Here is a 24,944-nt window from a genome sequence, read left to right as displayed (position 1 = left end):
CGCTTTTTCTTTTCACGCGGCCGGACAGGCTCCAGGGACCGGTACAAGACTACATGACAATTCGTTTTTCCGCGGGTGAGGCGCCCGCGCGGACATTCGTCGAGGAGACGGATGAGCTGTTTCGCGATGCCGCCGAAGAACTCATGGCGGCAATCCGGGAAATCCGGAGCGGCAAGCTTGAAGAGGTGAAGGCCGTCAACCTGATCCTTCGGGATCTCAGGGCGGCCTTCCGGCAGGCGCTGGATGAAAGGAAGAAGATTGAAGAACTCCGCAAACAGGGTGACGGCGCCGGAGGCGGCGGCGCGCTCGACTTCGATGCCGCGCGCGCTGAGATCGGGCGCCGCCTGGCTTGCCTCCGCGACGCAGGAAACGGTTGACGAGTTTCTCGGGGGGCTAAGCGACGAGGCGTTGATGGCGCTGCCTTGGCTCTTCGAGTTCTGGGCCATGCCGCACCAGCTGCCGCCCGACGGCGCCTGGAAGACCTGGGTCATCATGGGCGGGCGCGGCGCTGGCAAGACGCGAGCGGGCGCCGAATGGGTCCGCGCCGAGGTCGAGGGTCCAACACCCGAGGCGCCGGGGCGGTCGAAGCGCGTGGCGCTGGTCGGCGAGACGGTGGACCAGGTCCGCGCGGTGATGATCTTCGGCGACAGCGGGATCCTCTCGTGTTCGCCGCCGGACCGGCGGCCGCAGTGGGAAGCGACACGGCGAAGGCTGGTCTGGCCCAACGGTGCGGTGGCGCAGGTGTTTTCCGCGCATGAGCCGGAGGCGCTGAGGGGGCCCCAGTTCGACGCGGCCTGGGTCGATGAGTTGGCGAAGTGGAAGAAGGCCGAGGAGACCTGGGACATGCTCCAGTTCGCGCTTCGCCTCGGCCAGCATCCGCGGCAGGTGGTGACGACGACACCGCGGTCCGTGGGTGTGCTGAAGGCGATCCTGCGGAACCCCTCGACGGTCGTGACGCATGCGCCGACGGAGGCGAACCGGGCCTATCTGGCGGCCTCGTTCCTCGAGGAGGTGCGGGAGCGCTATGCGGGCACGCGGCTTGGCCGGCAGGAACTGGAAGGGCTGATGCTGGAGGATGTCGAGGGGGCGCTCTGGACCTCGGCCATGTTCGAGGCGGGGCGCGTCGAGGCGGCGCCGAAGCTCGACCGGATCGTGGTGGCGGTGGACCCGGCGGTGACGGGGCATGGCTCTTCGGATGAGTGCGGAATCGTCGTGGTGGGCGCGGTCACGCAAGGACCGCCACAGGATTGGCGGGCCTATGTGCTGGAGGATGCGAGCGTGACGGCGGCCTCACCTACCGAATGGGCGCGCGCGGCACTTGCCGCGATGGAGCGGCACGGGGCGGAGCGTCTGGTCGCGGAGGTGAACCAGGGCGGCGACCTAGTGGAGACGGTGATCCGGCAGGTCGATGCGCTGGTGCCATTCCGGGGGCTGCGCGCCTCGCGCGGCAAGGCGGCGCGGGCGGAACCGGCAGCTGCTCTCTATGAACAGGGGCGGGTGAAGCACATGCGGGGGCTCGGCGCGCTCGAGGAGCAGATGTGCCGGATGACGGCGCAGGGCTACGAGGGGCGGGGCAGCCCGGACAGGGTGGACGCGCTCGTCTGGGCGCTGACGGAGCTGATCATCGCGCCGGCTGCGGCTTGGCGGCGGCCGCAGGTGCGGGGGCTCTGAGCAGCCGCAACCGGCCCGGATGTTCTCAGCCAAGTGGAAAGAGGGCGGGGTGCGAAGGTGACCCCGCCCTTTTTCGTGGCGGATGGTGGATCGAGGAGAGAAAGATGGTGTTGAACTTCTTCCGGCGCGCGGAGAGCGTGGCACCGGAGCGGAAGGCCTCTGCCACGGGGCGGGTTATCGCCTGGGGCGGGTCGGGCCGGGTCGTCTGGAGCCCGCGGGACGCGGCGAGCCTGACGCGCACCGGGTTCTCGGGAAACCCGATCGGGTTTCGCGCGGTCAAGCTGATCGCCGAGGCCGCGGCGGCGCTGCCTCTCGTCTGTCAGGACCGGGACCGCCGCTATGACGTGCATCCGGTCATCGACCTGATGCGCCGGCCCAATCCGGGGCAGGGGCGCGCGGAGCTTCTGGAGGCGCTTTACGGACAGATCCTACTGTCGGGGAACGGCTATCTCGAAGCGGTGGGCGAGGGCGGGCTTCCGCTTGAACTGCACGTACTGCGCTCGGATCGGATGAGCCTCGTGCCGGGGTCGGACGGCTGGCCCGTCGCCTACGATTACAGCGTGGGCGGGCGCACACACCGGTTCGACATGACCGGACCCGCGGATCCGATCTGCCATATCCGGAGCTTCCATCCGCAGGACGACCATTATGGCCTTTCGCCAATGCAGGCGGCCGCCGTGGCGATCGACGTGCACAACTCGGCCTCGGCCTGGTCGAAGGCGCTTCTGGACAATGCCGCGCGGCCCTCGGGCGCTATCGTCTACAAGGGGGCGGACGGGCAGGGTTCACTGACGCCAGACCAGTACGACCGGCTGGTGAGCGAGATGGAGCTGCACCACCAGGGCGCGCGGAACGCGGGGCGGCCGATGCTTCTGGAAGGCGGGCTCGGGTGGAAGCCGATGGGGTTCAGTCCGTCCGACATGGAATTCCAGAAGACGAAAGAGGCGGCCGCGCGGGAGATCGCGATCGCCTTCGGCGTGCCGCCGATGCTGCTGGGTATCCCGGGGGATGCGACCTATGCGAATTATCAGGAGGCGAACCGCGCCTTCTACCGGCTGACGGTGTTGCCCCTGGCGACCCGTGTAACGGCCTCGGTGGCGCATTGGCTTTCGACACATCTGGGCGAGAACGTGGAGCTTCGCCCTGACCTCGACCAGGTGCCGGCCTTGGCAGCGGAGCGGGACCAGCAGTGGGCGCGCGTCGGCGCGGCGTCGTTCCTGACCGACGCGGAGAAGCGGATGCTTTTGGGCCTGCCGCGTGTCGCGGAGGGTGACTGAGGCATGAGCGCACGCGGCGGCGGATCGCGATACCTGAAGGAACCGTTCGACTGCAGCCATGCCCAGAGGTTCGAGGCGACCGAGCGGGTCATGGAGCTGCAGTTCGACGTGGTCAGTCAGCGGCTTCAGCGAATGGAGAGCCTCATGGAGGGCCTCGAGAAGCGGCTGTGGATGACGGTCTACGGAGTGGTGGGGGTGATCCTCACCCAGGCAGTGCAGTCGGTGCTGGAATACGCCCCGAGATAAGGAACCCCGGATGATGAGGAACGACTACGGGCTGGAGATGAAGTTCTGCCAGCTGGGCGAGGCGGTCAAGGTGACCGGCGGGACGGTGATCGAAGGCTATGCATCGTTCTTCGGGCTGGCCGATCAGGGCAACGACGTGGTGCTGAAAGGCGCCTACGGGCGGAGCCTGAAGCGGCTCGCGGAGAAGGGCGGGCGCGTCAAGATGCTCTGGCAGCACGACCCGGCGCAGCCGATAGGGATCTGGGACGAGGTGCGGGAAGATGACCGCGGCCTCTTCGTCAAGGGTCGGATCCTTCCGGACGTGGAAAAGGGCCGCGAGGCCGTGGCACTGATAGCGTCGGGGGCGATCGACGGGCTGTCGATCGGTTACCGTACCGTTCAGGCCGAGAAGGACGCGAAGGGGCGCAGGCTTCTTCACGAGCTGGAGCTTTGGGAAGTGTCTCTGGTCACTTTCCCGATGCTTCCCGAAGCGCGGGTGGTGGCGAAGGGCGACGAGCCCGGCGCCGACGGCTTGCGCGAGCTGGCGGCGGCCCTCGAGGACGCGCGCCGGATGCTGGCGGACCGCTGAAGGCCAGCGCTACCTCAACCTCACAACTCAGGTGGTGTGATGACGAAGACCGAGACCAAGGCTCGGGCCGGGACGGGTGTGCCCGAAGGCCCGGCTCCGGCTGCGGAGGTGAAGACCGCGCTGGCCGGGTTCCTGAACGAGTTCAAGGGCTTTCAGGACGAGATGAAATCCAAGCTGCAACAACAGGAAGATCGACTGACCATGCTGGACCGCAAGACCATGACCGCCGGGCGCCCGGTGCTTTCCGCCGCGACCCATGACGAGCCGCCGCACCAGAAGGCCTTTGCAGCCTATCTTCGGTCGGGCGATGACGACGCGCTGCGCGGCCTCGTCCTCGAGGGCAAGGCGCTCAACACGGCCGTCGCCGGCGAGGGCGGTTACCTCGTCGATCCGCAGACCTCCGAGACGATCCGCGGCGTTCTGAAGGCGACCGCCTCGGTCCGCGCCATCGCCAACGTGGTGAACGTTGAGGCCACGTCCTACGACGTGCTGGTCGACCACAGCGAGATGGGCTCGGGCTGGGCCAACGAAACGGCGACACTGACCGAGACCGGCACACCGCAGATCGATCGCATCTCGATCCCCCTGCATGAGTTGTCCGCCATGCCGAAGGCCTCGCAGCGGCTGCTCGACGACTCCGCGTTCGACATCGAGACCTGGCTCGCGAACCGGATCGCGGACAAGTTTGCCCGAGCTGAGGCGGCCGCCTTCGTGAACGGCGACGGGGTGGACAAGCCCACCGGCTTCCTGTCGCACAGCACGGTCGCGAACGGCGCCTGGAACTGGGGCAGCCTCGGCTATGTCGTGACGGGCAATGACGGTGACTTCGCCGCGACGAATGCATCGGACGCGATCGTGGACCTCGTCTACGCTCTCGACGCGGAATACCGGGCCAATGCGACCTTCGTGATGAACTCGAAGACCGCGGGCGCGGTGCGCAAGATGAAGGACGCTGACGGCCGGTTCCTCTGGTCGGATGGCCTTGCGGCCGGCGAACCCGCGCGGCTCATGGGCTACCCGGTGCTTATCGCTGAGGACATGCCGGACATCGCCTCGGGTTCCCATGCCGTGGCCTTTGGCGATTTCCGCAACGGCTACACCATTGCCGAGCGCCCGGACATGCGCGTGCTTCGCGACCCGTTCTCTGCAAAACCGCATGTTCTCTTCTATGCGTCGAAGCGTGTGGGCGGCGACGTGAGCGACTTCGCGGCGATCAAGCTTCTGAAGTTCGCGGTCTCGTAAGAGCGCCGTCGAGTGGGCCGAGGTTGAACTCGGCCCCCAGGCGGGCGCGGGTCGTACCTTTCCCCGTGTTGTCTGCTGCTCCCTTCGTCCGAGCAATGCGGGGTAGGCCCGCGCCCTTTCCCATCGGCGGGAGGGCGCGACTTTCGGAGACCTATAATGATGCTGATTGAGCAGACCACAGTGCCGGCCACGGCGCTGCCGGTTCAGGAACTCAAGGACCATCTGCGGCTTGGCACCGGGTTCGCCGACCTCGGCGCGCAGGATGCCGCGCTGGAAAGCTACCTGCGGGCGGCGATCGCGGCGATCGAGGGGAGGATCGGCAAGGCACTGATTTCGAGGGATTATCTGTGGACGGTCACGCACTGGCGTGGAGACGACGAGCAGGCACTGCCGGTCGCGCCGGTCGCGGCGATCCTCTCGCTGACGGTGCTGGATCGGGACAATATCGGCGCGGCCATCGATCCAACGCGGTATCGGCTGGTGCAGGACACGCATCGGCCCAAACTCGTGGCGGCGGGGTCCTCGTTGCCGGCGATCCCGACGGGCGGGTTGGCGGAGATCGTCTTCATCGCCGGGTTCGGGCCGGGCTGGGCCGACGTGCCGGTGGATCTTCGACAGGCGGTGCTGCTCTTGGCGGCGCAGTATTACGAGATGCGGCACGAATCCGCCGGTGCGGAGGCCATTCCCTTCGGCGTCATGGCGCTGATCGAGCGCTGGCGGACGGTACGGGTTCTCGGCGGGGGCGCGGCATGAGCGCACCGCGTCTGAACCGCAAGCTTGTTCTGGAGGAAGCCACGCGATCGCCGGATGGCGCGGGAGGCTTCACGCTTTCCTGGGCGGCCTTGGGGGAGCTTTGGGCCGAGGTGAAGGCCGGGATGGGGCGGGAGCGCGCGGGGGAGTTCGTGACGCTTTCGACGGTGCCATTCCGCATCACTGTCCGAGCGGCGCCGCAGGGGGCGGCGTCGCGGCCACGCCCGGAGCAGCGGTTCCGGGAGGGCGCCCGGATCTTCCGCATTCTCGCGGTCACCGAAGACGGGCCACGGGGAGAATACCTGACGTGCTTCGCCCATGAGGAGGTTCCGGCATGAGCTATGGTGTGGCGGCTGCCCTGCAGGCGGCGGTCTATCAGCGGCTGATGGCAAGCAGCGCGCTCGATGCGCTGGTGGGTTCGGCGATCTACGACGCGGTGCCGCCCGGGACGGTGACGGGGACCTATGTGAGCCTTGGTCCAGAGGACGCGCGCGACCGGTCGGACAAGACCGGGCAGGGCGCAGAGCATGACTTCACCGTCTCGGTCGTTACCGACGCCGCTGGTTTCCAGACTGCGAAGGCGGTGGCGGCGGCAGTGTCGGACGCCCTCGTCGACGCGACGCTGATCCTGTCCCGGGGGCGGCTCGTCGGTCTTTGGTTCCTTCGGGCGCGCGCGCGTCGGGTCGAGGACGGCGACGTGCGGCGCATCGATCTGTCGTTTCGGGCGCGCGTCGAGGAGTGAGATTTCGGATCGCTCACGCGATCCTCAAGGCCAATCCGGGTCGTCGTGGCCCACGAGCGAAAACATTGGAGAAACGGACATGGCTGCCCAGAACGGCAAGGACCTTCTGATCAAGCTCGACCTGACCGGGGGCGGGCAATTCGAGACCATCGCGGGCCTGAGGGCCACGCGGATCAGCTTCAACGCAGAGACCGTCGACGTGACGAGTCTCGAGAGCCAGGGCGGATGGCGGGAACTCCTGGCTGGTGCCGGGGTCAAGGCTGCCTCGATTTCGGGCTCGGGCGTCTTCAGGGACGAGGCGACCGACGAGCGGGCAAGGCAGATATTCTTCGACGGAGAAGTGCCGCAGTTCCAGGTGATCATCCCGGATTTCGGGATCGTGCAGGGGCCGTTCCAGATCACCGCGATCGAGTATGCCGGAAGCCACGACGGGGAGGCGACCTACGAACTGACGCTCGCTTCCGCCGGCGCGCTGACGTTCACGGCGCTCTGATGGCTAATCCTTGGACGGGCGAGGTCGCCGTCTGGCTCGATGGGCGGCGTCACGTGGCGAAGCTGACGCTCGGCGCGCTGGCGGAGCTGGAGGCGGCGCTCGATGCGGGGACGCTGATCGAACTGGTCGAGCGGTTCGAGGCAAGGCGGTTTTCGACGCGCGATGTGTTGGCACTCTTGGTCGCGGGCCTGAGGGGCGGCGGTTGGGACGGGACGGCAGCGGACCTGCGCACGGTGGAGATCGGTGGCGGGCCGGTGGAGGCCGCGCGGGTCGCGGCCGAGCTCCTGGCCCGGGCCTTCGCCCTGCCACCGGAGCGACGCGGATGAGCGGGCCTGGGCGTCCAGGTCTTGACTGGCCCGGGTTGATGAGGGCGGGGCTCGTCCGGCTCGGCCTCACGCCGGGTGAGTTCTGGCGCCTGACGCCTGTGGAGCTTGAACTGATGCTCGGTACGGAGGCGGGCATCGCGCCGTTGACGCGGGCGCGGCTCGAGGAACTGGCGCGGGCCTTTCCGGACAAGTTGAAGGGGGACAGATGATGGCTGACATGGACGGGTTCGATGCCCTGGCCGATCAGGTGACGGCGCTTGAGCAGTCGCTCGAAGGTGCGCAGGCGATGGCGGCGGCGTTCGACGCTGAGCTTCAGCGCATGAAGGACAGCATGGTGTTCACGGGCCGTGAGGTGGCGAGCCTGTCGAGCAGCATGGGCCGCGGGCTGCGGGCGGCATTCGACGGGCTGATCTTCGATGGCTTGAAGCTGTCGGACGCGTTAAGGGGGCTCGCGCAGACGATGGTGAACAGCGTCTATTCGATTGCCATGAGGCCGATTCAGAACGCGATGGGTGGGGCTATCGCCAACGGCTTGAACGGCCTTCTGAGCGGGATGTTCCCGTTCGAGAACGGCGGCGCCTTCGCGCAGGGCCGCGTGATGCCATTCGCGAAGGGGGGGGGTGGTGTCCTCACCCGTCACGTTCCCGATGAGGAGCGGCAGGGGGCTGATGGGAGAGGCGGGTCCCGAGGCGATCATGCCGCTCGCGCGGGGCGCGGACGGCAGATTGGGCGTGCAGGCCTCAGGTGGCGGGCGGCCGATCAACGTAGTGATGAACATCACCACACCCGATGTCCAGGGCTTCGCGCGAAGCCAGAGCCAGATCGCGGCACAGGTTAGCCGCGCGCTCGCGCGCGGCCAGCGCAACCGTTGAGGAGGAAGCGATGGGGTTTCATGAGGTGCGGTTCCCCGCAAACCTGAGCTTTGGGTCGCTCGGTGGGCCGGAGCGGCGCACGGAGATCGTGACTTTGGCCAACGGATACGAAGAGCGGAATACGCCTTGGGCGCATTCGCGCCGCCGCTATGACGCAGGTGTTTCCATGCGTTCGCTTGATGATGTCGCCGAGTTGATCGCTTTCTTCGAAGCGCGTCAGGGACAGCTTTTCGGTTTTCGCTGGAAGGATTGGGCAGATTACAGGTCCGGCCAGGCCACGCAGGCGCCGGGTTTCGAGGACCAGTTGATCGGCCAGGGAGACGGCGTGACGCGCAGCTTTCAGCTGACCAAGACCTATGTCTCTGGCGGGTCTTCTTACGTTCGCCCAATCACGAAGCCCGTCGCGGGGACCGTCTGCTTGGGTCTGCAGGGCGACCGGCAACAGGAAGGTATCCATTTCGACGTGGACACGACGACAGGGATCCTGTTCTTCGAGGTGCCCCCGGCGATGAACGAGACCATTACAGCGGGCTACGAATTCGACGTGCCGGTCCGTTTCGACATCGATCGGATCCAGACGTCGGTCGCCTCCTTCCATGCGGGCGAGGTCCCCAGCGTTCCGGTCGTGGAGGTGCGGGTTTGAGCGGGACGATATTCGCGCACCTGGCTAGCGGAACCACGACGGTCGCTCGGTGCTTCGCGCTCACGCGGCGGGACGGGGTCGTCTTGGGTTTCACGGACCATGATCGAGATCTGTCCTTCGAGGGGATCACCTTCCGCGCGGATACGGGGCTGACTGCCAGGGCGTTGCAGCAGGCTACGGGGCTGGCCGTCGACAACAGCGAAGCATATGGCGGCCTCTCCTCAGACGCGATCTCGGAGGGTGACATCCTTGCGGGCCGCTATGACGGCGCCGAGGTGCGCGCTTGGCTCGTCAACTGGGCTGCCCCGTCGGAACGGGTCCTGCAATTTCGCGGCTCGCTTGGCGAGGTCACGCGGTCTGGCGGTGCGTTCACGGCCGAACTTCGCGGGTTGGCGGAGTTCCTGAACCATCCGCAGGGGCATGTGTTTCACGCGCGCTGCTCGGCGGTTTTGGGTGACAGCCGGTGTCGCATGAACCTGTCAGTGCCCGGATACTCCGAGGAACGGATGGTGGAAGAAGTGGACGCGGACCGCGTGTTCCGCTTCTCGTCCATGACAAGCTTCGACGACCGCTGGTTCGAGAAGGGACGGGTTCTGGTCCTGTCCGGATCTGCCAGCGGGCTCATCGGTGTGGTCAAGAATGACCGTGTCTCAGCGACCGGCGCACGAACGGTGGAGCTATGGCAGTCGCTTGGCGTTGCCATCGCTCCGGGGTACATGATCCGGCTGGAGGCCGGATGCGACCGACGCGCGGAAACCTGTCGACTGAAATTCGCGAATCTCCTGAACTTCCGCGGGTTCCCGCACATTCCGGGCGAGGACTGGCTCATGTCTTATCCGGTCGGATCCGCGGTGGCCGATGGTGGAAGCCGCGTGAAAGGCGAGGCCGTTGGCGGCTTCGGTTCCGCCTGATGGAGGCGTCAAGATCGCGCGCGGTAATCGAGGCTCGGCGCTGGATAGGAACGCCTTATGTGCATCAGGCTTCATGCCGGGGAGCGGGATGCGACTGTCTGGGGCTTCTTCGCGGGGTCTGGCGGGCGCTACATGGTCGCGAACCGGAGGCCGTACCCGCCTATACCGCGGATTGGTCGGAACCTTCGAGCCAGGAACGCCTTTGGGCCGCTGCTTTGAGGCACCTGCTTCCGCGTGTTCCCGGCGAGGCGGCTGAGGGCGATGTCCTTCTTTTTCGGATGCGGTCGGGTTCGGTCGCCAAACATCTGGGCATCGCGGCCGGCTCGGTGGCTGGGGAGACCTTTATCCACGCCTATTCCGGTCACGGCGTGGTCGAAAGCGCACTGAGCGAACCGTGGCGGCGCCGGATCGTGGCCCGGTTTCAATTTCCCGAGGGAGCCTGATCAATGGCGACGATACTACTTTCGGCCGCGGGGGCCGCGGTTGGCGCAGGCTTCGGGGGCACGGTCCTTGGACTCTCTGGCGCCGTCATCGGCCGCGCGGTCGGTGCCACGCTCGGACGGGTAATCGACCAGCGCCTGCTCGGGGCAGGCTCGCAAGCGGTGGAAACCGGTCGGATTGACCGGTTCCGGCTGACGGGCGCGAGCGAGGGGACACCCGTCGGGCGCGTCTGGGGGCGCATGCGCCTTTCCGGGCAGATCATCTGGGCCTCACGCTTCAAGGAGCAGAAGAAGACCTCGGGCGGGGGGAAGGGCGCGCCAACGCCCAAGGCCGCCGAGTATTCATACTCCGTGAGCCTGGCCATAGCACTGTGCGAGGGCGAGATCACGCGGGTCGGGCGTATCTGGGCCGATGGTGTGGAGATCGCGCGCGACGATGTGACCATGCGGGTCTACACGGGATCCGAGGACCAGCTTCCCGATCCCAAGGTCGAGGCCGTGGAGGGGGCGGGTGAGGCTCCGGCATATCGTGGCATTGCCTATGTCGTATTCGAGGATCTCGCGCTGAGCCGCTTCGGCAACCGTGTTCCACAGTTTTCGTTCGAGGTCATTCGGTCGGCGCAGGGCACAGGCTTGGGTGCGCCAGCGGATCTGGCTGCTGGCGTTCAAGCAGTATCGATGATCCCGGGCACAGGCGAATACGCACTGGCCACCACGCCGGTGACCTACAGCCTCGGGATTGGATTGCACCGGTCGGCCAACATCAACTCCCCAAGCGGGAAGACGGATTTCGCCACGTCTCTGGAAGCACTGCGCGAGGAACTTCATGGTTGTGGTTCGGTTTCGCTCGTCGTGTCGTGGTTCGGGGACGATCTTCGGTGCGGAGCATGCAGTTTGAAGCCCAAGGTCGAGGACCGGACGAGGGACGGCAAGGAAATGCCCTGGAGAGTCTCCGGCCTGTCACGAAAAGCTGCAGAGGAAGTCCCTAGAGTCGATGGACGGTCTGTTTACGGCGGAACGCCAGCCGATGCCTCGGTCATCGAGGCGATCCAGGAGATCAGGGCCGGCGGGCAGTCGGTCGTGTTCTATCCGTTCATTCTGATGGACCAGCTCGCCGGGAATGACCGCCCAGATCCGTGGAACGGGACGGAGGGGCAGCCTGTCCTGCCTTGGCGGGGAAGGATCACTTGTTCCGTCGCCCCAGGCCGCGAGGGCACTCCGGATCGGACGGGCACGGCCGTCGCGGAGGTCGAAGCGTTCTTCGGGACGGCTTCGATCACGGATTTTGACGCTTCTGGTGCGACCGTCATCTACACGGGGCCTGATGAATGGTCGTATCGGCGGTTCATTCTGCATTACGCCCATCTTTGCGCTGTGGCTGGCGGGGTAGACGCCTTTTGTATCGGTTCTGAAATGCGGGGGCTGACACAGATCCGGGGTGGCGGGGACACGTTCCCGACGGTCGCCGCCATGAGGCAGCTTGCGGTGGACGTGAGGGCGATACTCGGTCCCGAGTGCAGGATCGGATACGCAGCGGATTGGACCGAGTACTACGGCTATCAGACGCCAGAAGGTGACCTGCGCTACCACCTTGATCCACTCTGGGCGGATCCGAACATCGACTTCGTCGGGATCGACAATTACATGCCGATTTCCGATTGGCGCGACGGTGACTCTCACGCGGACGCAGAATGGGGAGCGATCTACAGCCTCGATTACCTGAAGGCCAATATCGAGGGTGGCGAAGGGTACGATTGGTATTACGACGCGCCCGCTCATCGTGACGCGCAGACCCGGACTCCGATAACCGATGGCGCCTACGGCGAGCCTTGGGTCTGGCGCGTCAAGGACATCCGAAATTGGTGGCGAAACGAGCACCGTGAGCGGATCGGTGGCGTGCGCGAGGCCGCGGCCACCGATTGGGTGCCCGAGTCGAAGCCCATCTGGTTCACGGAGATCGGCTGCGCGGCGATCGACAAGGGCACCAACGAGCCAAACAAGTTTCTCGACCCGAAATCCTCGGAATCGAACCTCCCGCATTATTCCAACGGCCGGAGGGATGACCTCGTTCAAATGCAGTATTTGCGTGCGATGTTCGCCTTTTGGGGGGATCCGGCCAAGAATCCCGTTTCAACGGAATACGGTTCGCCGATGGTGGACATGTCGCGGGCACATGTCTGGGCCTGGGATGCGCGGCCCTATCCCGTTTTCCCAAACGACACCACGCTCTGGTCCGATGGTACGAACTATTCGCGAGGCCATTGGATCAATGGACGGACGAGCGGCCAGCCTGTTGCGAAAGTGGTGGAGGAAATCTGCCTAGAAGCCGGTCTCCAGGCGGTTGATACTGATGGTCTCCACGGGGTGGTACGCGGTTACTCTGTAACGGACGTGGAAACGGCACGGGCTTCGATCCAGCCATTGATGCTCGTGTATGGCTTCGATGCAGCGGAGCGTGAAGGGAAACTCGTCTTCTCGATGCGCGACGGCCGCGTCGACGCTCGGCTCTCAACCGATGGTCTGGCCAGGACGGCCGAAATCGACGGCGCTGCGGAGACGCAGCGGGCGCCCAACGCGGAAATCGCAGGCAGGGTCCGTCTTGCCTACGTCGAAGCAGAGGGAGACTATGAAACCAAAGCTGTCGAAGCGGTCTTCCCTGATGAAGAGCCGAAGACCACCGACCAGACCGAGTTCCCACTCGCGCTGACGCGCGCAGAGGCGCAACGGACGGTCGAGCGCTGGCTGAACGAAGCGCGGGTGGCCAGGGACACGGCGCGCTTCGCTCTTCCACCGTCGATGTCATGGCTGGGAGCTGGCGACGTAGTAGAACTCGTGTCCGAGGAAGGCGCACGCAGCTACCGGGTTGACCGGGCGGAGCATGCCGGCGCGCTCGTCCTCGAGGCGGTCAGGGTCGAAGGGGGTGTCTACGAACCTTCGGATGAAACAGAGGAAAGAATCGTGCCCCGCGCCTTTGTCGCGCCGGTGCCGGTAACACCCATCTTCCTCGACCTGCCCCTCATTACGGGTGAAGAAGTACCGCACGCACCCCATCTCGCCGTTGCGGCTGTGCCTTGGCCCGGAAGCGTCGCTGTATGGTCATCGACGGCCGACGAAGGGTATGAGTTGAACAGTCTGATCCCAGCGGGATCGGCGATTGGCGAGACACTGACGCCGCTCTTTGCCGCATCGCCAGGGGTTTGGGATCGCGGGGCGCCGCTCCGAGTGAGACTGACTGGTGGGGAATTTTCCTCCGCCAATCTTGCGGAGGTGTTCAACGGGGCAAACCTCGCGGCCATCGGTGACGGTCATGGCGACAACTGGGAGCTGTTCCAGTTCGCTTCCGCAACGCTGGTCGAGCCGAATGTTTGGGATTTGAGCCTCCGTCTTCGAGGTCAGGCCGGCACGGATGCGCTACAGCCGCCCGACTGGCCCATCGGAAGTATCGTCGTGCTTCTGAACGACGGCCCACGACAGATCAATCTGCCGTTGTCCGCGCGCGGATTGGCTCGGCATTACCGGGTCGGGACGGCGCTTCGTGGGTATGACGATGCAACCTATGTGCATGAGGTGCGGGCCTTTTCCGGCATCGGACTGCGCCCATATTCCCCTTGCCATCTTCGAGCGAGGCGCCTGGGCTCCGAGGATATTTCCGTGTCGTGGGTCCGGCGCACCCGGATCGACGGCGACAGCTGGTTTTCGCTTGAGGTGCCGCTTGCCGAGGAATCGGAGCGCTATCTTGTGCGGGTCGTTCAAGGCTCAACGGTCCGCCGCGAGATCACATTACTGACGCCTTCATGGACCTATTCCGCCATGGCTCAGGCATCTGACGGCCTCGACGGCCCCTTCAGCTTTTACGTGGCACAACTGTCCGACAGCTTCGGGCCGGGCCCCTTCACGAGGATCGAAATCAATGGATGAAACGGCACAGCTCAACCTGCCCCTGCTTCAGCCAGCGCAAGCGCAGAAGCACGTGACGGTCAACGAGGCAATGATGCGGCTGGATGCTCTGGTGCAGCTTGTTCTGGTCTCTCGCGTCTTGGCAACTCCGCCGGCGGTGATCTCAGATGGCGTGGCCTACGGTGTTCCGAACGGTGCCGTGAACGACTGGGCGGGTCATGACGGCGAGGTCGCCATCGGGTCCAACGGCGGATGGGCATTCGTCACTCCGAAGGCCGGGTGGAGCGCCTGGATAACTGACGAAGGTCAGCGGGCTTTGCATGACGGCGGGAATTGGAGGTCCGGCATGGTGACGTTGTCGCCGTTCGGGGCCGGCGCACGGTTGGGCGTCGCCGAGATTGAACACACGATCGCCGTCGGAGCCGTGTCGACGACTTCAACCGTCATACCTAGCCACGCGGTGGTTCTTGGCGTGACGGCCCGGGTCGTCAACGCAATCACCGGATCGCTTTCCACTTGGCAGCTCGGGACACCCGGCGCGCCGGATCGCTTCGGATCGGGGCTGGGCGTAGGGGAAGGATCGTGGGCGAATGGGGTTCTTTCATCGCCTTTGACCTACTACGCGCCGACCGCGCTGGAGCTTACCGCTACGGGTGGGGACTTCACCGGCGGTCAGGTGCGGCTTTCCGTTCATTTCCTCGAACTGACACTGCCATCGATCTGAGCCATGCGGCCTGTCCTGCAGTCGGATGTAACCGCTGCCGCGCGGGTTCTTCTCGCGCTGCCGGAGCCGGACCGGGCCCAGGGGCTCCGGTCGATGTTTGCCATGGCGCAGGTTGCCGACCTGTACCGCAAGCGGATGGGGCGAGTGCACCCGTTCTGGGGGAACGGAAGTCTAATGTCGGTGGCGCGCATGGCCGCGTTCCCCCCAGATCCCGGGCTGAAAGATCCCGACTATCTCCAATGCATTGCCATTGTGATCTCGGAACTGATTGCCCGGTCCCGCGCCCATACGTCGCGCCGCCGCACGAAATCGCGATCTTCCCGCCTTTCCCGATGACCGCGCCATCCTATTTAGTATAAATGGAACGGAAGACCGGAGGAACGCGCGATGGCTGAAACAAAACGCAAAGTGGCGAAACTGGACCCGGTATGGTCCCGAATCTGCGACGAAGCTGAGGCTGCTGTTCGCGATGAGCCGCTTCTTGGCGGCCTGGTCCATTCGAGCCTCCTGCACCATCCCACGCTCGAGCGGGCGCTGGCATACCGATTCTCGCTGAAACTCGCATCCGGCGAGATGAGCGAGCAGATACTGCGTGAAATCGCCGATGAGGCTCACGCGGATGACCCTTCGCTGGGGCAGGCTGGCCGGGCCGATCTGGTCGCCGTTTTCGACCGTGACCCTGCTTGCCATCGGTTCCTTCAGCCAATCCTGTTCTTCAAGGGGTTCCAGGCCGTTGCAGCCTATCGCATTGCGCACTGGCTTTGGATGAAGGGCCGGCTCGACATGGCCTATTTCGTTCAGATGCGTTGTTCGGAGGTGTTCGGGGTCGACATCCACCCTGCTGCGCGCATCGGCAAGGGCGTCATGATCGACCACGCGCACTCCATTGTGATCGGGGAGACTGCGGTCGTTGGGGACAACGTCTCCATGCTTCATTCGGTCACGCTGGGTGGCACGGGCAAGGAAGAAGAGGACCGTCATCCCAAGATCGGCGACGGCGTGTTGATTGGGGCCGGGGCCAAGGTCCTTGGCAACATCAAGATCGGGGCAAACTCACGCATCGCAGCAGGATCGGTCGTGCTCCATGACGTGCCATGCTGCAAGACCGTGGCCGGCGTCCCCGCGCGCATCGTCGGAGATGCGGGATGCCCGCAGCCGGCAGTCACGATGGACCAGATACTCCGCGAAGATTAACAGACCCTGAAACAGAAAGGCCCGGGCAATTGCCCGGGCACATTCGTTTCCTGGCTTCGTTTCGTTCAGGCCAGCATCGCGATCGGATTTTCGAGATTGTCTACGATCGCCTTCAGCAGGTCCGCGCCGAGCGCGCCGTCGATCACCCGGTGATCGACCGAAAGTGTCATCGACATCATCGTCGCGACCTCGATCTCGCCCTCATCGTTCACAATCGGTTTCCTGAGGCCGGCGCCGACGGCAAGAATCCCGCCGTGCGGCGGGTTGATGACCGCGTCGAAGTTCTCGATGCCGAACATGCCAAGGTTCGAGATTGCGAAGCTTCCGCCCTGATACTCGTGCGGCGCGAGTTTCCTTGACCGCGCCCGCGCGGCGAGGTCCTTCATCTCAGCCGAAAGGGCCGAGAGCGACTTTTTCTCCGCGTCCTTCAGAACCGGCGTGAACAGCCCTCCATCGATTGCGACGGCAACCGCCACGTCGGAGGGCTTAAGCTTCAGGATCCGGTCGCCGGCCCAGACGGCATTGGCGTCCGGAACGGCCTGGAGAGCCAACGCGCAGGCCTTGATGATGAAGTCGTTGACCGACAGCTTCACCCCCCGTGCCTCAAGTTTGGCGTTCAGTTCCGACCGGAACGCAAGCAGTGCGTCCAGCCGAACTTCGCGACGCAGGTAGAAATGCGGAATGGTCTGCTTGGCCTCGGTCAGCCGTGCCGCGATCGTCTTGCGCATCCCGTCGAGCGTAACTTCCTCGTATTCGCGGCCCTCGTAGAGTTTTGCGACCGCGCTGGCGCTGACCGGTGCTGGGGCAGCGGGCGCAGGGGCGGCAGCGGCAGCGGCCGGGGCGGCAGGCTTGGGGGGCGCCGTGGCAGCCTCGACGTCGGCCTTCACGATCCGGCCATGCGGACCGGACCCTTTCAGCGATGCAAGGTCGAGGCCCTTCTCAGCGGCTATGCGGCGGGCAAGGGGCGAGGCGAATATCCGAGATCCTTCGACCCTCGGTGCCGCCGGGGCAGCGGTCGCCGGTGCAATCGCCGGGGCCTCGGACGGTGCGGGAGCCGCCGCAGCTGCGGCGTCAGCCTTTGGCGCAGGCTTTGCGGCTGCGGCCTCCACGCTTTCTCCTTCCTCGACAAGGATTGCGATCGGGGTGTTGACCTTCACCCCTTCGGTCCCTGCCTCGATCAGGATCTTGCCGACGATGCCCTCGTCGACCGCCTCGAACTCCATCGTCGCCTTGTCGGTCTCGATCTCGGCAATGATGTCACCGGAGGACACGGAATCGCCCTCCTTAACCAGCCACTTAGCAAGCGTGCCTTCCTCCATCGTGGGGGAAAGCGCGGGCATGAGAATTTCGGTCGCCATCTTTCCCTCCTTACCGGTAGGTGACTTTTTTCACCGCCGCCACGACCTCATCCGAGGTCACAAGCGCCAGCTTTTCCAGGTTCGCCGCATAGGGCATCGGAACGTCCTTGCCGGCGCAGTTGATCACGGGCGCGTCGAGATAGTCGAAGGCGCGCTCCATGATGACCGCCGACAGGTGGTTGCCGATGGAACCCACCGGCCAGCCTTCCTCGACCGTCACGCAGCGGTTCGTCTTCATCACCGACGCAAGGACCGTGTCATAGTCGATGGGCCGCAGCGTCCGAAGGTCGATGACCTCCGCGCTGATACCCTCAGCCGCGAGCTTGTCCGCGGCCTCCAGCGCGTGGCTCATGCCGATGCCGAAGCTGACGATCGTAACGTCGGTTCCCTCGCGCCAGATCTTCGCCTTGCCGAAGGGAATGGTGAAGTCGTCCAGCACGGGAACCTCGAAGCTCCGTCCATACAGGATCTCGTTTTCGAGGAAGATCACCGGGTTGGGGTCACGGATCGCGGTCTTGAGAAGGCCCTTGGCGTCGGCCGCCGAATAGGGTTGGACGACCTTCAGGCCCGGGACCTGAGAATACCAGGCCGCATAGTCCTGGCTGTGCTGTGCTGCAACCCGCGCGGCTGCGCCGTTCGGTCCGCGGAACACGATCGGACATCCCATCTGGCCGCCGGACATGTAGAGCGTCTTGGCTGCCGAGTTGATTATGTGGTCTATCGCCTGCATGGCGAAGTTGAAGGTCATGAATTCGACGATCGGCTTCAGCCCGCCGAAGGCCGAGCCGACCGCGATCCCGGCGAAGCCGTGCTCGGTGATCGGGGTATCGATCACGCGCTGGGCGCCGAACTCGTCGAGAAGCCCCTGGCTGATCTTGTAGGCGCCCTGGTACTCGCCGACTTCCTCGCCCATGAGGTAGACGTCCTCGTCGCGCTTCATCTCCTCGGCCATCGCCTCGCGCAGCGCCTCGCGGACCGTCATGGTCTTCATCTCCGTGCCCGCGGGCCAGTCGGGCGAAGTGTCGGGCGCCGGCGCCGCCGGAGCGGCCGTCGCGGCGGCCGGGGCAGGGGCAGGGGCCTCTGCCTTGGGCGCGGCGGGCGCCGCCTCGGCCTTCGGAGCGGTCGCCGCCTCGACGCTTTCGCCTTCTTCCACCAGAACTGCGATGGGCGTGTTCACCTTCACCCCTTCGGTACCCTGCGAAACGAGGATCTTGCCAACGATCCCTTCATCGACCGCTTCGAACTCCATCGTCGCCTTGTCGGTTTCGATCTCCGCGATGATCTGTCCGGAGGTGACGGCGTCGCCCTCCTTCACCAGCCATTTCGCAAGCGTGCCTTCCTCCATCGTGGGCGACAGCGCGGGCATAAGAATTTCGGTAGCCATCCCTCGTCCCCCTTACGCGTAGATATCCGTCCAGAGCTCGGACAGATCCGGCTCCGGGCTTTCCTTCGAGAATTCCGCCGCCTCGTTCACGATCGCCTTGATCTCCTTGTCGATCGCCTTGAGGTCCTCGTCGGTGGCATGCTTGCCCTGAAGCAGAAGGTCGCGCACATGCTCGATCGCGTCACGTTCCTCGCGGATCTTCTGCACTTCCTCCCGCGTGCGGTACTTCGCTGGGTCAGACATCGAATGGCCCCGATAGCGGTAGGTCATCACTTCGAGGATGTAGGGCCCGTCGCCCGCCCGGCAGGCCGCGACGGCGCGCTCGCCGGCCGCCTTGACGGCCAGAACGTCCATTCCGTCGACGGCCTCGCCCTTGATGCCATAGGCGGCGCCTCGTTCCCAAAGGCTCGGGCTCTTCGTCGATCGCTTGACGCTCGTGCCCATCGCGTACTGGTTGTTCTCGATCACGAAGATCACGGGCAGGTTCCACAGCTGGGCCATGTTGTAGGTCTCGTAGACCTGGCCCTGGTTCGCCGCGCCATCGCCGAAATACGTGAAGGTCACGCGCCCGTTGCCCTTGTACTTGTCAGCGAACGCCAGACCAGCGCCCAGCGGCACCTGCGCGCCGACGATGCCGTGGCCGCCATAGAAGTGGCGGTCCTTCGAGAACATGTGCATCGAGCCGCCCTTGCCCTTCGAATAGCCGCCCTCGCGGCCGGTAAGCTCCGCCATCACGCCCTTCGGGTCCATCCCGCAGGCCAGCATGTGGCCGTGGTCGCGGTAGGAGGTGATGCGTTTGTCGCCCTCTTCGGCCGCGGCTTCGAGGCCCACGACGACGGCTTCCTGCCCGATGTAAAGGTGGCAGAACCCGCCGATCAGCCCCATGCCGTAGAGCTGCCCCGCCTTTTCCTCGAATCGCCGGATCAGCAGCATTTCGCGGTAATACTCGAGCAGTTCTTCTCCGGAAGTATTTGATTTGGCTTGGGCTTTTCGTGCGGCCATGTCCGCGACCCTCCGTGCGCTGGAAAATAGTTCAACGTTAAACTATCATATAACGCATTCTGCCTCTCAACGGTAGCCGAAAAATCGCGGGAAATTGACCCGAACCGGTTCGGGGCTTGTCGGCGTCTCAGCTGAAGGCAGGCGGTCAGCGGATGACGATCTCGTCGGCGCGGATGACGCCGAGGACGTCCCGCGCCTGCTCGTCCAGAAGATCGAGGTCGAGATAGGTGTCCGACAGGCGCAGCGTGAGGTTTTCCATTCTTGCGACCTCAGCCGCAAGCCGGTCCCGCTCGGTCTTGAGCGCCTTCGCCTCGGCGTCGATCTGGACGCGGCGAAAGACGCCGTAGTCACCCTGTACGGCAGCAAACGTGAAGTACCCGCCGAAGAGGATCGCCAGGGCGAAAAACACGAATGTTCCCAAGGTTGGGGTGGTGCGGGTTTCGCTCATCTCTGCCTCGTCCGTCCGCCTCTCATGGGCGGATCGGGCGAATCATGCCACAGACGATTCGCGAAGGGAATCCCCTTGTTGGGAATTCCCCGATGTCTGATCGTCGCCTGGGTCTCAGGCCTTGCCGCGGTAGATGTCCACGAGCTTGCCCAGCATCGCGAGAGCTTCCTCGCGCGGCCGCTGGAACGAGTTGCGCCCGATGATGGAGCCGTTGCCACCGCCGTCGCGGATCGCGCGGGCATCGTCATAGACGCTGTCGGCACCCTTCTTCGCGCCGCCCGAGAAGACGACGATCCGCCGGCCGTTGAAGGCGGCCTGCATGCAGTGCGCCACCCGCGCTGCCTGAGTGGAGATGTCGATGTTTTCCTTTTCGTAGACCTTCTTGGCCTCGGGCAGTTCGAGGTGATCGGTCGACAGCTTGATCTTGATGATATGGGCGCCCAGAAGCGCCGCGATCTGTGCGGCATAGGCAGCGATGTCAATCGCCGTTTCGCCGTCCTTCGAAATCGCTTCGCCGCGCGGGTAGGACCAGATCACCGTCGGGATCCCGACCGCCGCCGCTTCCTCGCGCATCTCCCGGATCTCTTCGAACATGTCGAGCGCCATGTCCGAGCCTGGGTAGATCGTGAAGCCGATCGCCGAGCAGCCGAGGCGCAGCGCATCCGCCACGCTCGCGGTCACCGCCTGGTTCTTCCCGGCCGTGTCCGACATCAGCGAATTTGCGCTGTTGGCCTTCAGGATCGTCGGGATCTGGCCGGCATAGGTGTCGGCGCCGGCCTCCAGCATGCCCAGCGGCGCGGCATAGGCATTGAGCCCCGCATCGATTGCCAGCTGGTAATGGTAATGGGGGTCGTAACCCGCCGGGTTGGCCGCGAAGCTCCGCGCGGGGCCATGCTCGAAGCCCTGGTCGACGGGGAGTATGATCATCTTGCCGGTGCCGCCGAGCTTGCCTTCCATGAGCATGCGGCAGAGGTTCGCCTTAACGCCGGGCGTCTCGCCCTCGTAGTTGGCAAGGATCTTCTGGACGGTCCTCGTTGCACGCATGCTGGCTCACTCCTTTGGCACGGTCATGAAACCCGAATAGTCGGGCACCGGGGTCCATGCAACGATGGTGGCGCTAACATTCGCCGCTTGAACGAGATTCCATCGGATACTGACGGCTGCGGCAGCCTCGCCGCAGCCACCTCATGGGTAATCAACTGATCGCCAGGGAATTGCCCTCGCTTCGGAAACGAAAAGGGGGCCCGAAGGCCCCCGATCCTCAGGCGCCCTGGTCGAGGGCCGCCACGCCGGGCAGTTCCTTGCCTTCCATCCATTCGAGGAAGGCGCCGCCGGCCGTCGAGATGTAGCTGAAGTCGTTGGCGACACCTGCCTTGTTCAGCGCAGCGACCGTGTCGCCACCGCCCGCCACGGAAACGAGCTTGCCCGCCCGGGTCAGTTCCGCCGCCTTCGCAGCCGCCGCGTTGGTCGCGGTGTCGAAGGGTTCGATCTCGAAGGCGCCGAGAGGGCCATTCCAGATCAGGGTCTTGCAGACCTCGAACACGCCCACGATGCGTTTCACCGCTTCCGGTCCCGCATCGAGGATCATCGCGTCATCGGGGCAGGCATCGGCGCGCACCACTTGCGACTCCGCCCCCGCCTTGAATTCCCGCGCGACAACGGCATCGTCCGGAAGCACGATCTCGCAGCCCACGTCCAGCGATTTGCGGAAGATCTCTCCCGCGGTTCCGGCCATGTCGCGCTCCGCGAGCGACTTGCCGACCTCGATCCCCTTGGAGAGGAGGAAGGTGTTGGCCATGCCGCCGCCGATGACGAGGTAGTCGACCTTCTCGACGAGGTTCGTGAGGAGGTCGAGCTTGGTCGAAACCTTGGCACCGCCGACGACGGCGACGACCGGCCGCTCCGGTTTGCCGAGCGCGCGCTCAAGCGCTTTCAGTTCGGCCTCCATCAGCCGACCGGCGGCCGCAGGCAGCAGATGCGCGATCGCCTCGGTCGAGGCATGCGCGCGGTGTGCTGCGGAAAACGCATCGTTCACGTAGACATCGCCCAGCGCGGCCAGCGCCGCCGCCATGCCGGGATCGTTCTTTTCTTCGCCCGGCTGGAAACGCGTGTTCTCCAGCAGCAGCACCTCACCCTCGCCAAGCGCCGCCACTGCCTTCTTCGCCGGGGCTCCGATGCAGTCTTCGGCGAAACGCACGGTGCGGCCCAGCGCCGCTTCCAGCGCGGGCAGCGTGATCTTCAGGCTCATCTCCGGCACGACCTTGCCCTTGGGCCGGCCGAAATGCGCGAGAAGCACGGGTTTGCCGCCACGCGCGAGGATATCCTTGACCGTCGGCACGATCTTCTCGATCCGCGTTGCGTCCGTGACACGGCCGTCCTCGACCGGCACGTTGATGTCTACGCGCGTCAGCACGACCTTTCCCTTCAGGTCGATGTCGTCGAGGGTCTTCCAGGCCATTGCCAATCCTTTCCCGCCGCAGGTGCCACTTCCCAAATCGCCGATCCGGTCCGCGCCGTCAACAGCGCCCCCCGCGGCGCTTTGCCCTTCCCTTGGGCCGCACCCCGCTCTAGTGTCTCGCGCGAACGAAAGGAGGGCCCGAATGGCCGAAATCAAGGACCCCGAGAACGCGATCATCATCGAGCTGAAGGACGGCCCGGTGGTCATCGAACTTCTGACCGAAATCGCGCCGAAGCACTGCGAGCGGATGAAGGAACTGGCCCGCGCCGGTCTTTACGACAACGTCGCCTTCCACCGCGTCATCGAGGGCTTCATGGCCCAGACCGGCGACGTGGCGAACGCCAACATGGAAAAGGGCTGGAACCCGCGCATGGCCGGTACCGGCGGTTCGGACCTGCCGAACCTCCCGGCCGAGTTCTCCCGCATCCCGCATGACCGCGGCACGATCGGCGCCGCGCGCTCGTCGAACCCGAACTCGGCGAACTCGCAGTTCTTCATCAACTTCAAGGACAACCACTTCCTGAACGGGCAATACACGGTCTACGGCCGCGTGATCTCGGGCATGGAGCATGTGGACAAGATCGCTCGTGGCGAGCCGCCGGCGAACCCCGACCGGATGATCAGCGTCAAGGTGGCGGCCGATGCCTGACCACCGTTTCCTCGCCGGCGCGGCGCTTGCGCTCGCGCTGTCCGCCCCGGCCTTCGCGGCCGAGGATGGGCCGGGCCCGAACCTCGTGATCGAGGTCGCAGGCTCCACGTCAGGGACCATCGTGATCGACCTTCTCCCCGACGTCGCGCCCCAGCACGTCGCACAGATCACCGCGCTCGCCTCGGAGGGCGCATATAACGGTGTGGTCTTCCACCGCGTGATCGAGGGCTTCATGGCCCAGACCGGCGACGTGGAATTCGGCAGACAAGGCGGCGACCTGTCGATGGCCGGCGCGGGCGGATCGCAAAAGCCTAACGTCGCGGCCGAATTCTCCGACGTTCCGTTCGAACGTGGCACCGTCGGCATGGCCCGCGCCATGGACCCGAACTCGGCGAACAGCCAGTTCTTCATCATGTTCGACGCGGCTCCGCACCTCGACGGCCAGTACACCGTCTTCGGTCAGGTCGTTTCGGGGATGGAAGTCGTCGACGCGATCAAGAAGGGCGATCCGGCGGCAAATGGCTCCGTGACCGAGCCCGACTACATGGTCAGCGTGAGCGTGGCCGAGTAACTGAGCTTCATCTTTCCGCGAGGGGGGCTGTCGCAAGACCGTCCCCCTTGCGACACTCTCCCCTGCATCGGGAGGGTCAGAATGCCACGCTTCCTACTTGCCGCCGTGTTTGCCTGTTTCGGTGCCACGGCCCTGGCGGATCCGCACAGCTGGGCGAGGGAGTTCCCGCTCACGGATTTCTCGCAGGCCGACGTTCCCTTTGACGAGATCATTTCGGGCGGACCTCCGCGCGACGGCATACCCGCGCTGAGCGATCCCGCCATGATTCCGGTTGCCGGGGAGACCCGCCTCGACCCGCTCGAGCCGGTTGTCGCCGTGGAGATCGAAGGAGCCGCGCCCCGGGCATACCCGATCCGATACCTGACCTGGCACGAAATCGTGAACGATACGGTCGGGGGCGTGCCGCTCGCGGTGACTTTCTGCCCGCTCTGCAATTCGGCCCTGACCTTCGATCGACGGGTCGACGACCGCGTACTGACCTTCGGCGTCACTGGAAAGCTCAGGAATTCCGACATGGTGATGTATGACCGCGAAACGGAAAGCTGGTGGCAACAGGCGATGGGGAAAGGCATTGTCGGCGTGTACACGGGGACGCAACTCCGCAGCCTACCGACCTGGATGGAAAGCTGGGAAGGCTTCCGCACCCGGAACCCCGATGGCCTCGTGATGGACGAGCCCGACTGGGGCCGCAGCTACGGACGCAATCCCTATGTCGGCTACGATTCCTCGCGCCGGCCCTTCCTCTACTCCGGAGAGGAACCGCCCCACGGGATCCACGCGCTCGCGCGTGTCGTGCGGGTCGGTGATCGCGCCTGGCCGCTCGAAAGGCTCTCCGAAGCGGGGGAGATCCGCGAGGGCGGGGTAACGCTCAGCTGGCGCGCGGGGAACGCTTCCGCGCTCGACGCCGGTCGGATCGGCGAGGGGAGGGACGTGGGACAGGTCCGGGTGCGTGACACCAAGGGGCGCGACCTGCCCCATGACGTCATGTTCGCCTTCGCCTTCCATGCCTTCTGGCCCGACGGGGAATGGATGCTCGGCCGGTGAGGCCGGAACCCCGAGGAGATCCCTGCGCCGGCCG

General features: G+C 65.2%; 28 protein-coding genes and 1 pseudogene. 23 read left to right on the top strand and 6 right to left on the bottom strand.

Features of this window, described 5'->3' with window-relative positions:
* Nucleotides 1-53: 53 nt before the first annotated feature.
* The 20 genes and pseudogenes from ABCN56_RS03380 (at nucleotide 54) to cysE (ending at nucleotide 15,996) form a co-directional block, all read left to right on the top strand.
* Nucleotides 54-377: a hypothetical protein gene (locus tag ABCN56_RS03380; RefSeq protein WP_343079356.1), complete on the top strand. Its 324-nt coding sequence runs from the start codon at nucleotides 54-56 to the stop codon at nucleotides 375-377.
* The gene (locus ABCN56_RS03375) at nucleotides 316-1,671 is read left to right on the top strand and encodes a DNA-packaging protein (RefSeq protein WP_343080107.1); all 1,356 of its coding nucleotides are present in this window, start codon (nucleotides 316-318) and stop codon (nucleotides 1,669-1,671) included. The genes ABCN56_RS03380 and ABCN56_RS03375 overlap by 62 nt, the downstream gene beginning before the upstream one ends.
* A gap of 104 nt (nucleotides 1,672-1,775) precedes the next feature.
* The gene (locus tag ABCN56_RS03370) at nucleotides 1,776-2,948 is read left to right on the top strand and encodes a phage portal protein (RefSeq protein ID WP_343079355.1); all 1,173 of its coding nucleotides are present in this window, start codon (nucleotides 1,776-1,778) and stop codon (nucleotides 2,946-2,948) included.
* A gap of 3 nt (nucleotides 2,949-2,951) precedes the next feature.
* Entirely contained in the window at nucleotides 2,952-3,194 is a 243-nt protein-coding gene (locus tag ABCN56_RS03365; protein WP_343079354.1) for a GTA head formation protein, RCAP_rcc01685 family, read from the top strand.
* Between the two features lie 13 nt (nucleotides 3,195-3,207).
* The gene (locus ABCN56_RS03360) at nucleotides 3,208-3,762 is read left to right on the top strand and encodes an HK97 family phage prohead protease (protein WP_343079353.1); all 555 of its coding nucleotides are present in this window, start codon (nucleotides 3,208-3,210) and stop codon (nucleotides 3,760-3,762) included.
* A gap of 39 nt (nucleotides 3,763-3,801) precedes the next feature.
* Nucleotides 3,802-5,004, top strand: coding sequence for a phage major capsid protein (locus ABCN56_RS03355; protein WP_343079352.1), 1,203 nt, complete (start codon nucleotides 3,802-3,804; stop codon nucleotides 5,002-5,004).
* A 156-nt stretch (nucleotides 5,005-5,160) separates the two neighbouring features.
* Entirely contained in the window at nucleotides 5,161-5,757 is a 597-nt protein-coding gene (locus tag ABCN56_RS03350; RefSeq protein ID WP_343079351.1) for a head-tail connector protein, read from the top strand.
* Nucleotides 5,754-6,092: a head-tail adaptor protein gene (locus ABCN56_RS03345; protein ID WP_343079350.1), complete on the top strand. Its 339-nt coding sequence runs from the start codon at nucleotides 5,754-5,756 to the stop codon at nucleotides 6,090-6,092. The genes ABCN56_RS03350 and ABCN56_RS03345 overlap by 4 nt, the downstream gene beginning before the upstream one ends.
* The gene (locus ABCN56_RS03340; RefSeq protein ID WP_343079349.1) at nucleotides 6,089-6,496 is read left to right on the top strand and encodes a DUF3168 domain-containing protein; all 408 of its coding nucleotides are present in this window, start codon (nucleotides 6,089-6,091) and stop codon (nucleotides 6,494-6,496) included. The genes ABCN56_RS03345 and ABCN56_RS03340 overlap by 4 nt, the downstream gene beginning before the upstream one ends.
* A 79-nt stretch (nucleotides 6,497-6,575) precedes the next feature.
* Nucleotides 6,576-6,989 carry a phage major tail protein, TP901-1 family gene (locus ABCN56_RS03335; RefSeq protein ID WP_343079348.1) on the top strand — a complete coding sequence of 138 codons (414 nt, stop codon included), beginning with the start codon at nucleotides 6,576-6,578 and terminating at the stop codon, nucleotides 6,987-6,989.
* On the top strand, nucleotides 6,989-7,315 hold the full coding sequence (locus ABCN56_RS03330; RefSeq protein WP_343079347.1) for a gene transfer agent family protein: 327 nt from the start codon (nucleotides 6,989-6,991) through the stop codon (nucleotides 7,313-7,315). The genes ABCN56_RS03335 and ABCN56_RS03330 overlap by 1 nt, the downstream gene beginning before the upstream one ends.
* Complete coding sequence (locus tag ABCN56_RS03325; RefSeq protein WP_343079346.1) at nucleotides 7,312-7,524, top strand: rcc01693 family protein; 213 nt, start codon at nucleotides 7,312-7,314, stop codon at nucleotides 7,522-7,524. The genes ABCN56_RS03330 and ABCN56_RS03325 overlap by 4 nt, the downstream gene beginning before the upstream one ends.
* An 8-nt stretch (nucleotides 7,525-7,532) precedes the next feature.
* Nucleotides 7,533-8,187, top strand: a pseudogene (locus tag ABCN56_RS03320) (phage tail tape measure protein).
* Between the two features lie 10 nt (nucleotides 8,188-8,197).
* Nucleotides 8,198-8,830, top strand: a complete 633-nt coding sequence (locus tag ABCN56_RS03315) for a phage distal tail protein, Rcc01695 family (protein WP_343079345.1) — start codon at nucleotides 8,198-8,200, stop codon at nucleotides 8,828-8,830.
* Nucleotides 8,827-9,741: a DUF2163 domain-containing protein gene (locus ABCN56_RS03310; protein ID WP_343079344.1), complete on the top strand. Its 915-nt coding sequence runs from the start codon at nucleotides 8,827-8,829 to the stop codon at nucleotides 9,739-9,741. Before ABCN56_RS03315 ends, ABCN56_RS03310 begins: the two co-directional genes overlap by 4 nt.
* A complete protein-coding gene (locus tag ABCN56_RS03305) occupies nucleotides 9,741-10,184 on the top strand; it encodes an NlpC/P60 family protein (RefSeq protein WP_343079343.1) in 444 nt (147 codons plus the stop codon). The genes ABCN56_RS03310 and ABCN56_RS03305 overlap by 1 nt, the downstream gene beginning before the upstream one ends.
* Nucleotides 10,185-10,187: 3 nt before the next feature.
* A complete protein-coding gene (locus ABCN56_RS03300) occupies nucleotides 10,188-14,099 on the top strand; it encodes a baseplate multidomain protein megatron (RefSeq protein WP_343079342.1) in 3,912 nt (1,303 codons plus the stop codon).
* Nucleotides 14,092-14,802, top strand: a complete 711-nt coding sequence (locus ABCN56_RS03295; RefSeq protein ID WP_343079341.1) for a DUF2793 domain-containing protein — start codon at nucleotides 14,092-14,094, stop codon at nucleotides 14,800-14,802. The genes ABCN56_RS03300 and ABCN56_RS03295 overlap by 8 nt, the downstream gene beginning before the upstream one ends.
* A gap of 3 nt (nucleotides 14,803-14,805) precedes the next feature.
* A complete protein-coding gene (locus ABCN56_RS19725) occupies nucleotides 14,806-15,138 on the top strand; it encodes a DUF7742 family protein (protein ID WP_484214017.1) in 333 nt (110 codons plus the stop codon).
* A 51-nt stretch (nucleotides 15,139-15,189) separates the two neighbouring features.
* On the top strand, nucleotides 15,190-15,996 hold the full coding sequence (gene cysE, locus ABCN56_RS03290) for a serine O-acetyltransferase (RefSeq protein ID WP_343079340.1): 807 nt from the start codon (nucleotides 15,190-15,192) through the stop codon (nucleotides 15,994-15,996).
* Between the two features lie 65 nt (nucleotides 15,997-16,061).
* Here cysE and ABCN56_RS03285 read toward each other — a convergent pair whose 3' ends face one another.
* The 6 genes from ABCN56_RS03285 to ABCN56_RS03260 form a co-directional block, all read right to left on the bottom strand.
* The gene (locus ABCN56_RS03285; RefSeq protein WP_343079339.1) at nucleotides 16,062-17,354 is read right to left on the bottom strand and encodes a pyruvate dehydrogenase complex dihydrolipoamide acetyltransferase; all 1,293 of its coding nucleotides are present in this window, start codon (nucleotides 17,352-17,354) and stop codon (nucleotides 16,062-16,064) included.
* A gap of 10 nt (nucleotides 17,355-17,364) precedes the next feature.
* Entirely contained in the window at nucleotides 17,365-18,738 is a 1,374-nt protein-coding gene (locus ABCN56_RS03280) for a pyruvate dehydrogenase complex E1 component subunit beta (protein ID WP_343079338.1), read from the bottom strand.
* Between the two features lie 12 nt (nucleotides 18,739-18,750).
* Entirely contained in the window at nucleotides 18,751-19,740 is a 990-nt protein-coding gene (gene pdhA / locus ABCN56_RS03275; RefSeq protein WP_343079337.1) for a pyruvate dehydrogenase (acetyl-transferring) E1 component subunit alpha, read from the bottom strand.
* 145 nt (nucleotides 19,741-19,885) lie between these two features.
* Entirely contained in the window at nucleotides 19,886-20,188 is a 303-nt protein-coding gene (locus ABCN56_RS03270; RefSeq protein WP_343079336.1) for an FtsB family cell division protein, read from the bottom strand.
* Between the two features lie 114 nt (nucleotides 20,189-20,302).
* Nucleotides 20,303-21,232: a class I fructose-bisphosphate aldolase gene (locus ABCN56_RS03265; protein WP_343079335.1), complete on the bottom strand. Its 930-nt coding sequence runs from the start codon at nucleotides 21,230-21,232 to the stop codon at nucleotides 20,303-20,305.
* Nucleotides 21,233-21,449: 217 nt separating this feature from the next.
* On the bottom strand, nucleotides 21,450-22,646 hold the full coding sequence (locus ABCN56_RS03260) for a phosphoglycerate kinase (RefSeq protein WP_343079334.1): 1,197 nt from the start codon (nucleotides 22,644-22,646) through the stop codon (nucleotides 21,450-21,452).
* A gap of 142 nt (nucleotides 22,647-22,788) precedes the next feature.
* Between ABCN56_RS03260 and ABCN56_RS03255 the strand changes: the two genes are divergently transcribed.
* The 3 genes from ABCN56_RS03255 to ABCN56_RS03245 all read left to right on the top strand — a co-directional run bounded on the left by ABCN56_RS03255 (nucleotide 22,789) and on the right by ABCN56_RS03245 (nucleotide 24,910).
* Nucleotides 22,789-23,295 (top strand): peptidylprolyl isomerase, encoded by a 507-nt coding sequence (locus ABCN56_RS03255; protein ID WP_343079333.1) that lies wholly within the window; start codon nucleotides 22,789-22,791, stop codon nucleotides 23,293-23,295.
* Entirely contained in the window at nucleotides 23,288-23,866 is a 579-nt protein-coding gene (locus ABCN56_RS03250; protein ID WP_343079332.1) for a peptidylprolyl isomerase, read from the top strand. Before ABCN56_RS03255 ends, ABCN56_RS03250 begins: the two co-directional genes overlap by 8 nt.
* A gap of 81 nt (nucleotides 23,867-23,947) precedes the next feature.
* Nucleotides 23,948-24,910, top strand: a complete 963-nt coding sequence (locus tag ABCN56_RS03245; RefSeq protein ID WP_343079331.1) for a DUF3179 domain-containing protein — start codon at nucleotides 23,948-23,950, stop codon at nucleotides 24,908-24,910.
* Nucleotides 24,911-24,944 lie beyond the last annotated feature (34 nt).

The organism is Ostreiculturibacter nitratireducens (assembly GCF_032670585.1).
Taxonomy (GTDB): domain Bacteria; phylum Pseudomonadota; class Alphaproteobacteria; order Rhodobacterales; family Rhodobacteraceae; genus Ostreiculturibacter; species Ostreiculturibacter nitratireducens.
The sequence above is the reverse complement of the archived record's forward strand: the minus strand, read 5'-3'. Positions and strand labels throughout refer to the sequence as shown.

Coding starts and splice junctions, on each gene's coding strand:
- ABCN56_RS03380 (WP_343079356.1), top strand. CDS start 54: ATGACAATTCGTTTTTCCGCGGGTGAGGCGCCCGCGCGGACATTCGTC.
- ABCN56_RS03375 (WP_343080107.1), top strand. CDS start 316: ATGCCGCGCGCGCTGAGATCGGGCGCCGCCTGGCTTGCCTCCGCGACG.
- ABCN56_RS03370 (WP_343079355.1), top strand. CDS start 1,776: ATGGTGTTGAACTTCTTCCGGCGCGCGGAGAGCGTGGCACCGGAGCGG.
- ABCN56_RS03365 (WP_343079354.1), top strand. CDS start 2,952: ATGAGCGCACGCGGCGGCGGATCGCGATACCTGAAGGAACCGTTCGAC.
- ABCN56_RS03360 (WP_343079353.1), top strand. CDS start 3,208: ATGAGGAACGACTACGGGCTGGAGATGAAGTTCTGCCAGCTGGGCGAG.
- ABCN56_RS03355 (WP_343079352.1), top strand. CDS start 3,802: ATGACGAAGACCGAGACCAAGGCTCGGGCCGGGACGGGTGTGCCCGAA.
- ABCN56_RS03350 (WP_343079351.1), top strand. CDS start 5,161: ATGATGCTGATTGAGCAGACCACAGTGCCGGCCACGGCGCTGCCGGTT.
- ABCN56_RS03345 (WP_343079350.1), top strand. CDS start 5,754: ATGAGCGCACCGCGTCTGAACCGCAAGCTTGTTCTGGAGGAAGCCACG.
- ABCN56_RS03340 (WP_343079349.1), top strand. CDS start 6,089: ATGAGCTATGGTGTGGCGGCTGCCCTGCAGGCGGCGGTCTATCAGCGG.
- ABCN56_RS03335 (WP_343079348.1), top strand. CDS start 6,576: ATGGCTGCCCAGAACGGCAAGGACCTTCTGATCAAGCTCGACCTGACC.
- ABCN56_RS03330 (WP_343079347.1), top strand. CDS start 6,989: ATGGCTAATCCTTGGACGGGCGAGGTCGCCGTCTGGCTCGATGGGCGG.
- ABCN56_RS03325 (WP_343079346.1), top strand. CDS start 7,312: ATGAGCGGGCCTGGGCGTCCAGGTCTTGACTGGCCCGGGTTGATGAGG.
- ABCN56_RS03315 (WP_343079345.1), top strand. CDS start 8,198: ATGGGGTTTCATGAGGTGCGGTTCCCCGCAAACCTGAGCTTTGGGTCG.
- ABCN56_RS03305 (WP_343079343.1), top strand. CDS start 9,741: ATGGAGGCGTCAAGATCGCGCGCGGTAATCGAGGCTCGGCGCTGGATA.
- ABCN56_RS03300 (WP_343079342.1), top strand. CDS start 10,188: ATGGCGACGATACTACTTTCGGCCGCGGGGGCCGCGGTTGGCGCAGGC.
- ABCN56_RS03295 (WP_343079341.1), top strand. CDS start 14,092: ATGGATGAAACGGCACAGCTCAACCTGCCCCTGCTTCAGCCAGCGCAA.
- ABCN56_RS19725 (WP_484214017.1), top strand. CDS start 14,806: ATGCGGCCTGTCCTGCAGTCGGATGTAACCGCTGCCGCGCGGGTTCTT.
- cysE (WP_343079340.1), top strand. CDS start 15,190: ATGGCTGAAACAAAACGCAAAGTGGCGAAACTGGACCCGGTATGGTCC.
- ABCN56_RS03285 (WP_343079339.1), bottom strand. CDS start 17,354: ATGGCGACCGAAATTCTCATGCCCGCGCTTTCCCCCACGATGGAGGAA.
- ABCN56_RS03280 (WP_343079338.1), bottom strand. CDS start 18,738: ATGGCTACCGAAATTCTTATGCCCGCGCTGTCGCCCACGATGGAGGAA.
- pdhA (WP_343079337.1), bottom strand. CDS start 19,740: ATGGCCGCACGAAAAGCCCAAGCCAAATCAAATACTTCCGGAGAAGAA.
- ABCN56_RS03270 (WP_343079336.1), bottom strand. CDS start 20,188: ATGAGCGAAACCCGCACCACCCCAACCTTGGGAACATTCGTGTTTTTC.
- ABCN56_RS03265 (WP_343079335.1), bottom strand. CDS start 21,232: ATGCGTGCAACGAGGACCGTCCAGAAGATCCTTGCCAACTACGAGGGC.
- ABCN56_RS03260 (WP_343079334.1), bottom strand. CDS start 22,646: ATGGCCTGGAAGACCCTCGACGACATCGACCTGAAGGGAAAGGTCGTG.
- ABCN56_RS03255 (WP_343079333.1), top strand. CDS start 22,789: ATGGCCGAAATCAAGGACCCCGAGAACGCGATCATCATCGAGCTGAAG.
- ABCN56_RS03250 (WP_343079332.1), top strand. CDS start 23,288: ATGCCTGACCACCGTTTCCTCGCCGGCGCGGCGCTTGCGCTCGCGCTG.
- ABCN56_RS03245 (WP_343079331.1), top strand. CDS start 23,948: ATGCCACGCTTCCTACTTGCCGCCGTGTTTGCCTGTTTCGGTGCCACG.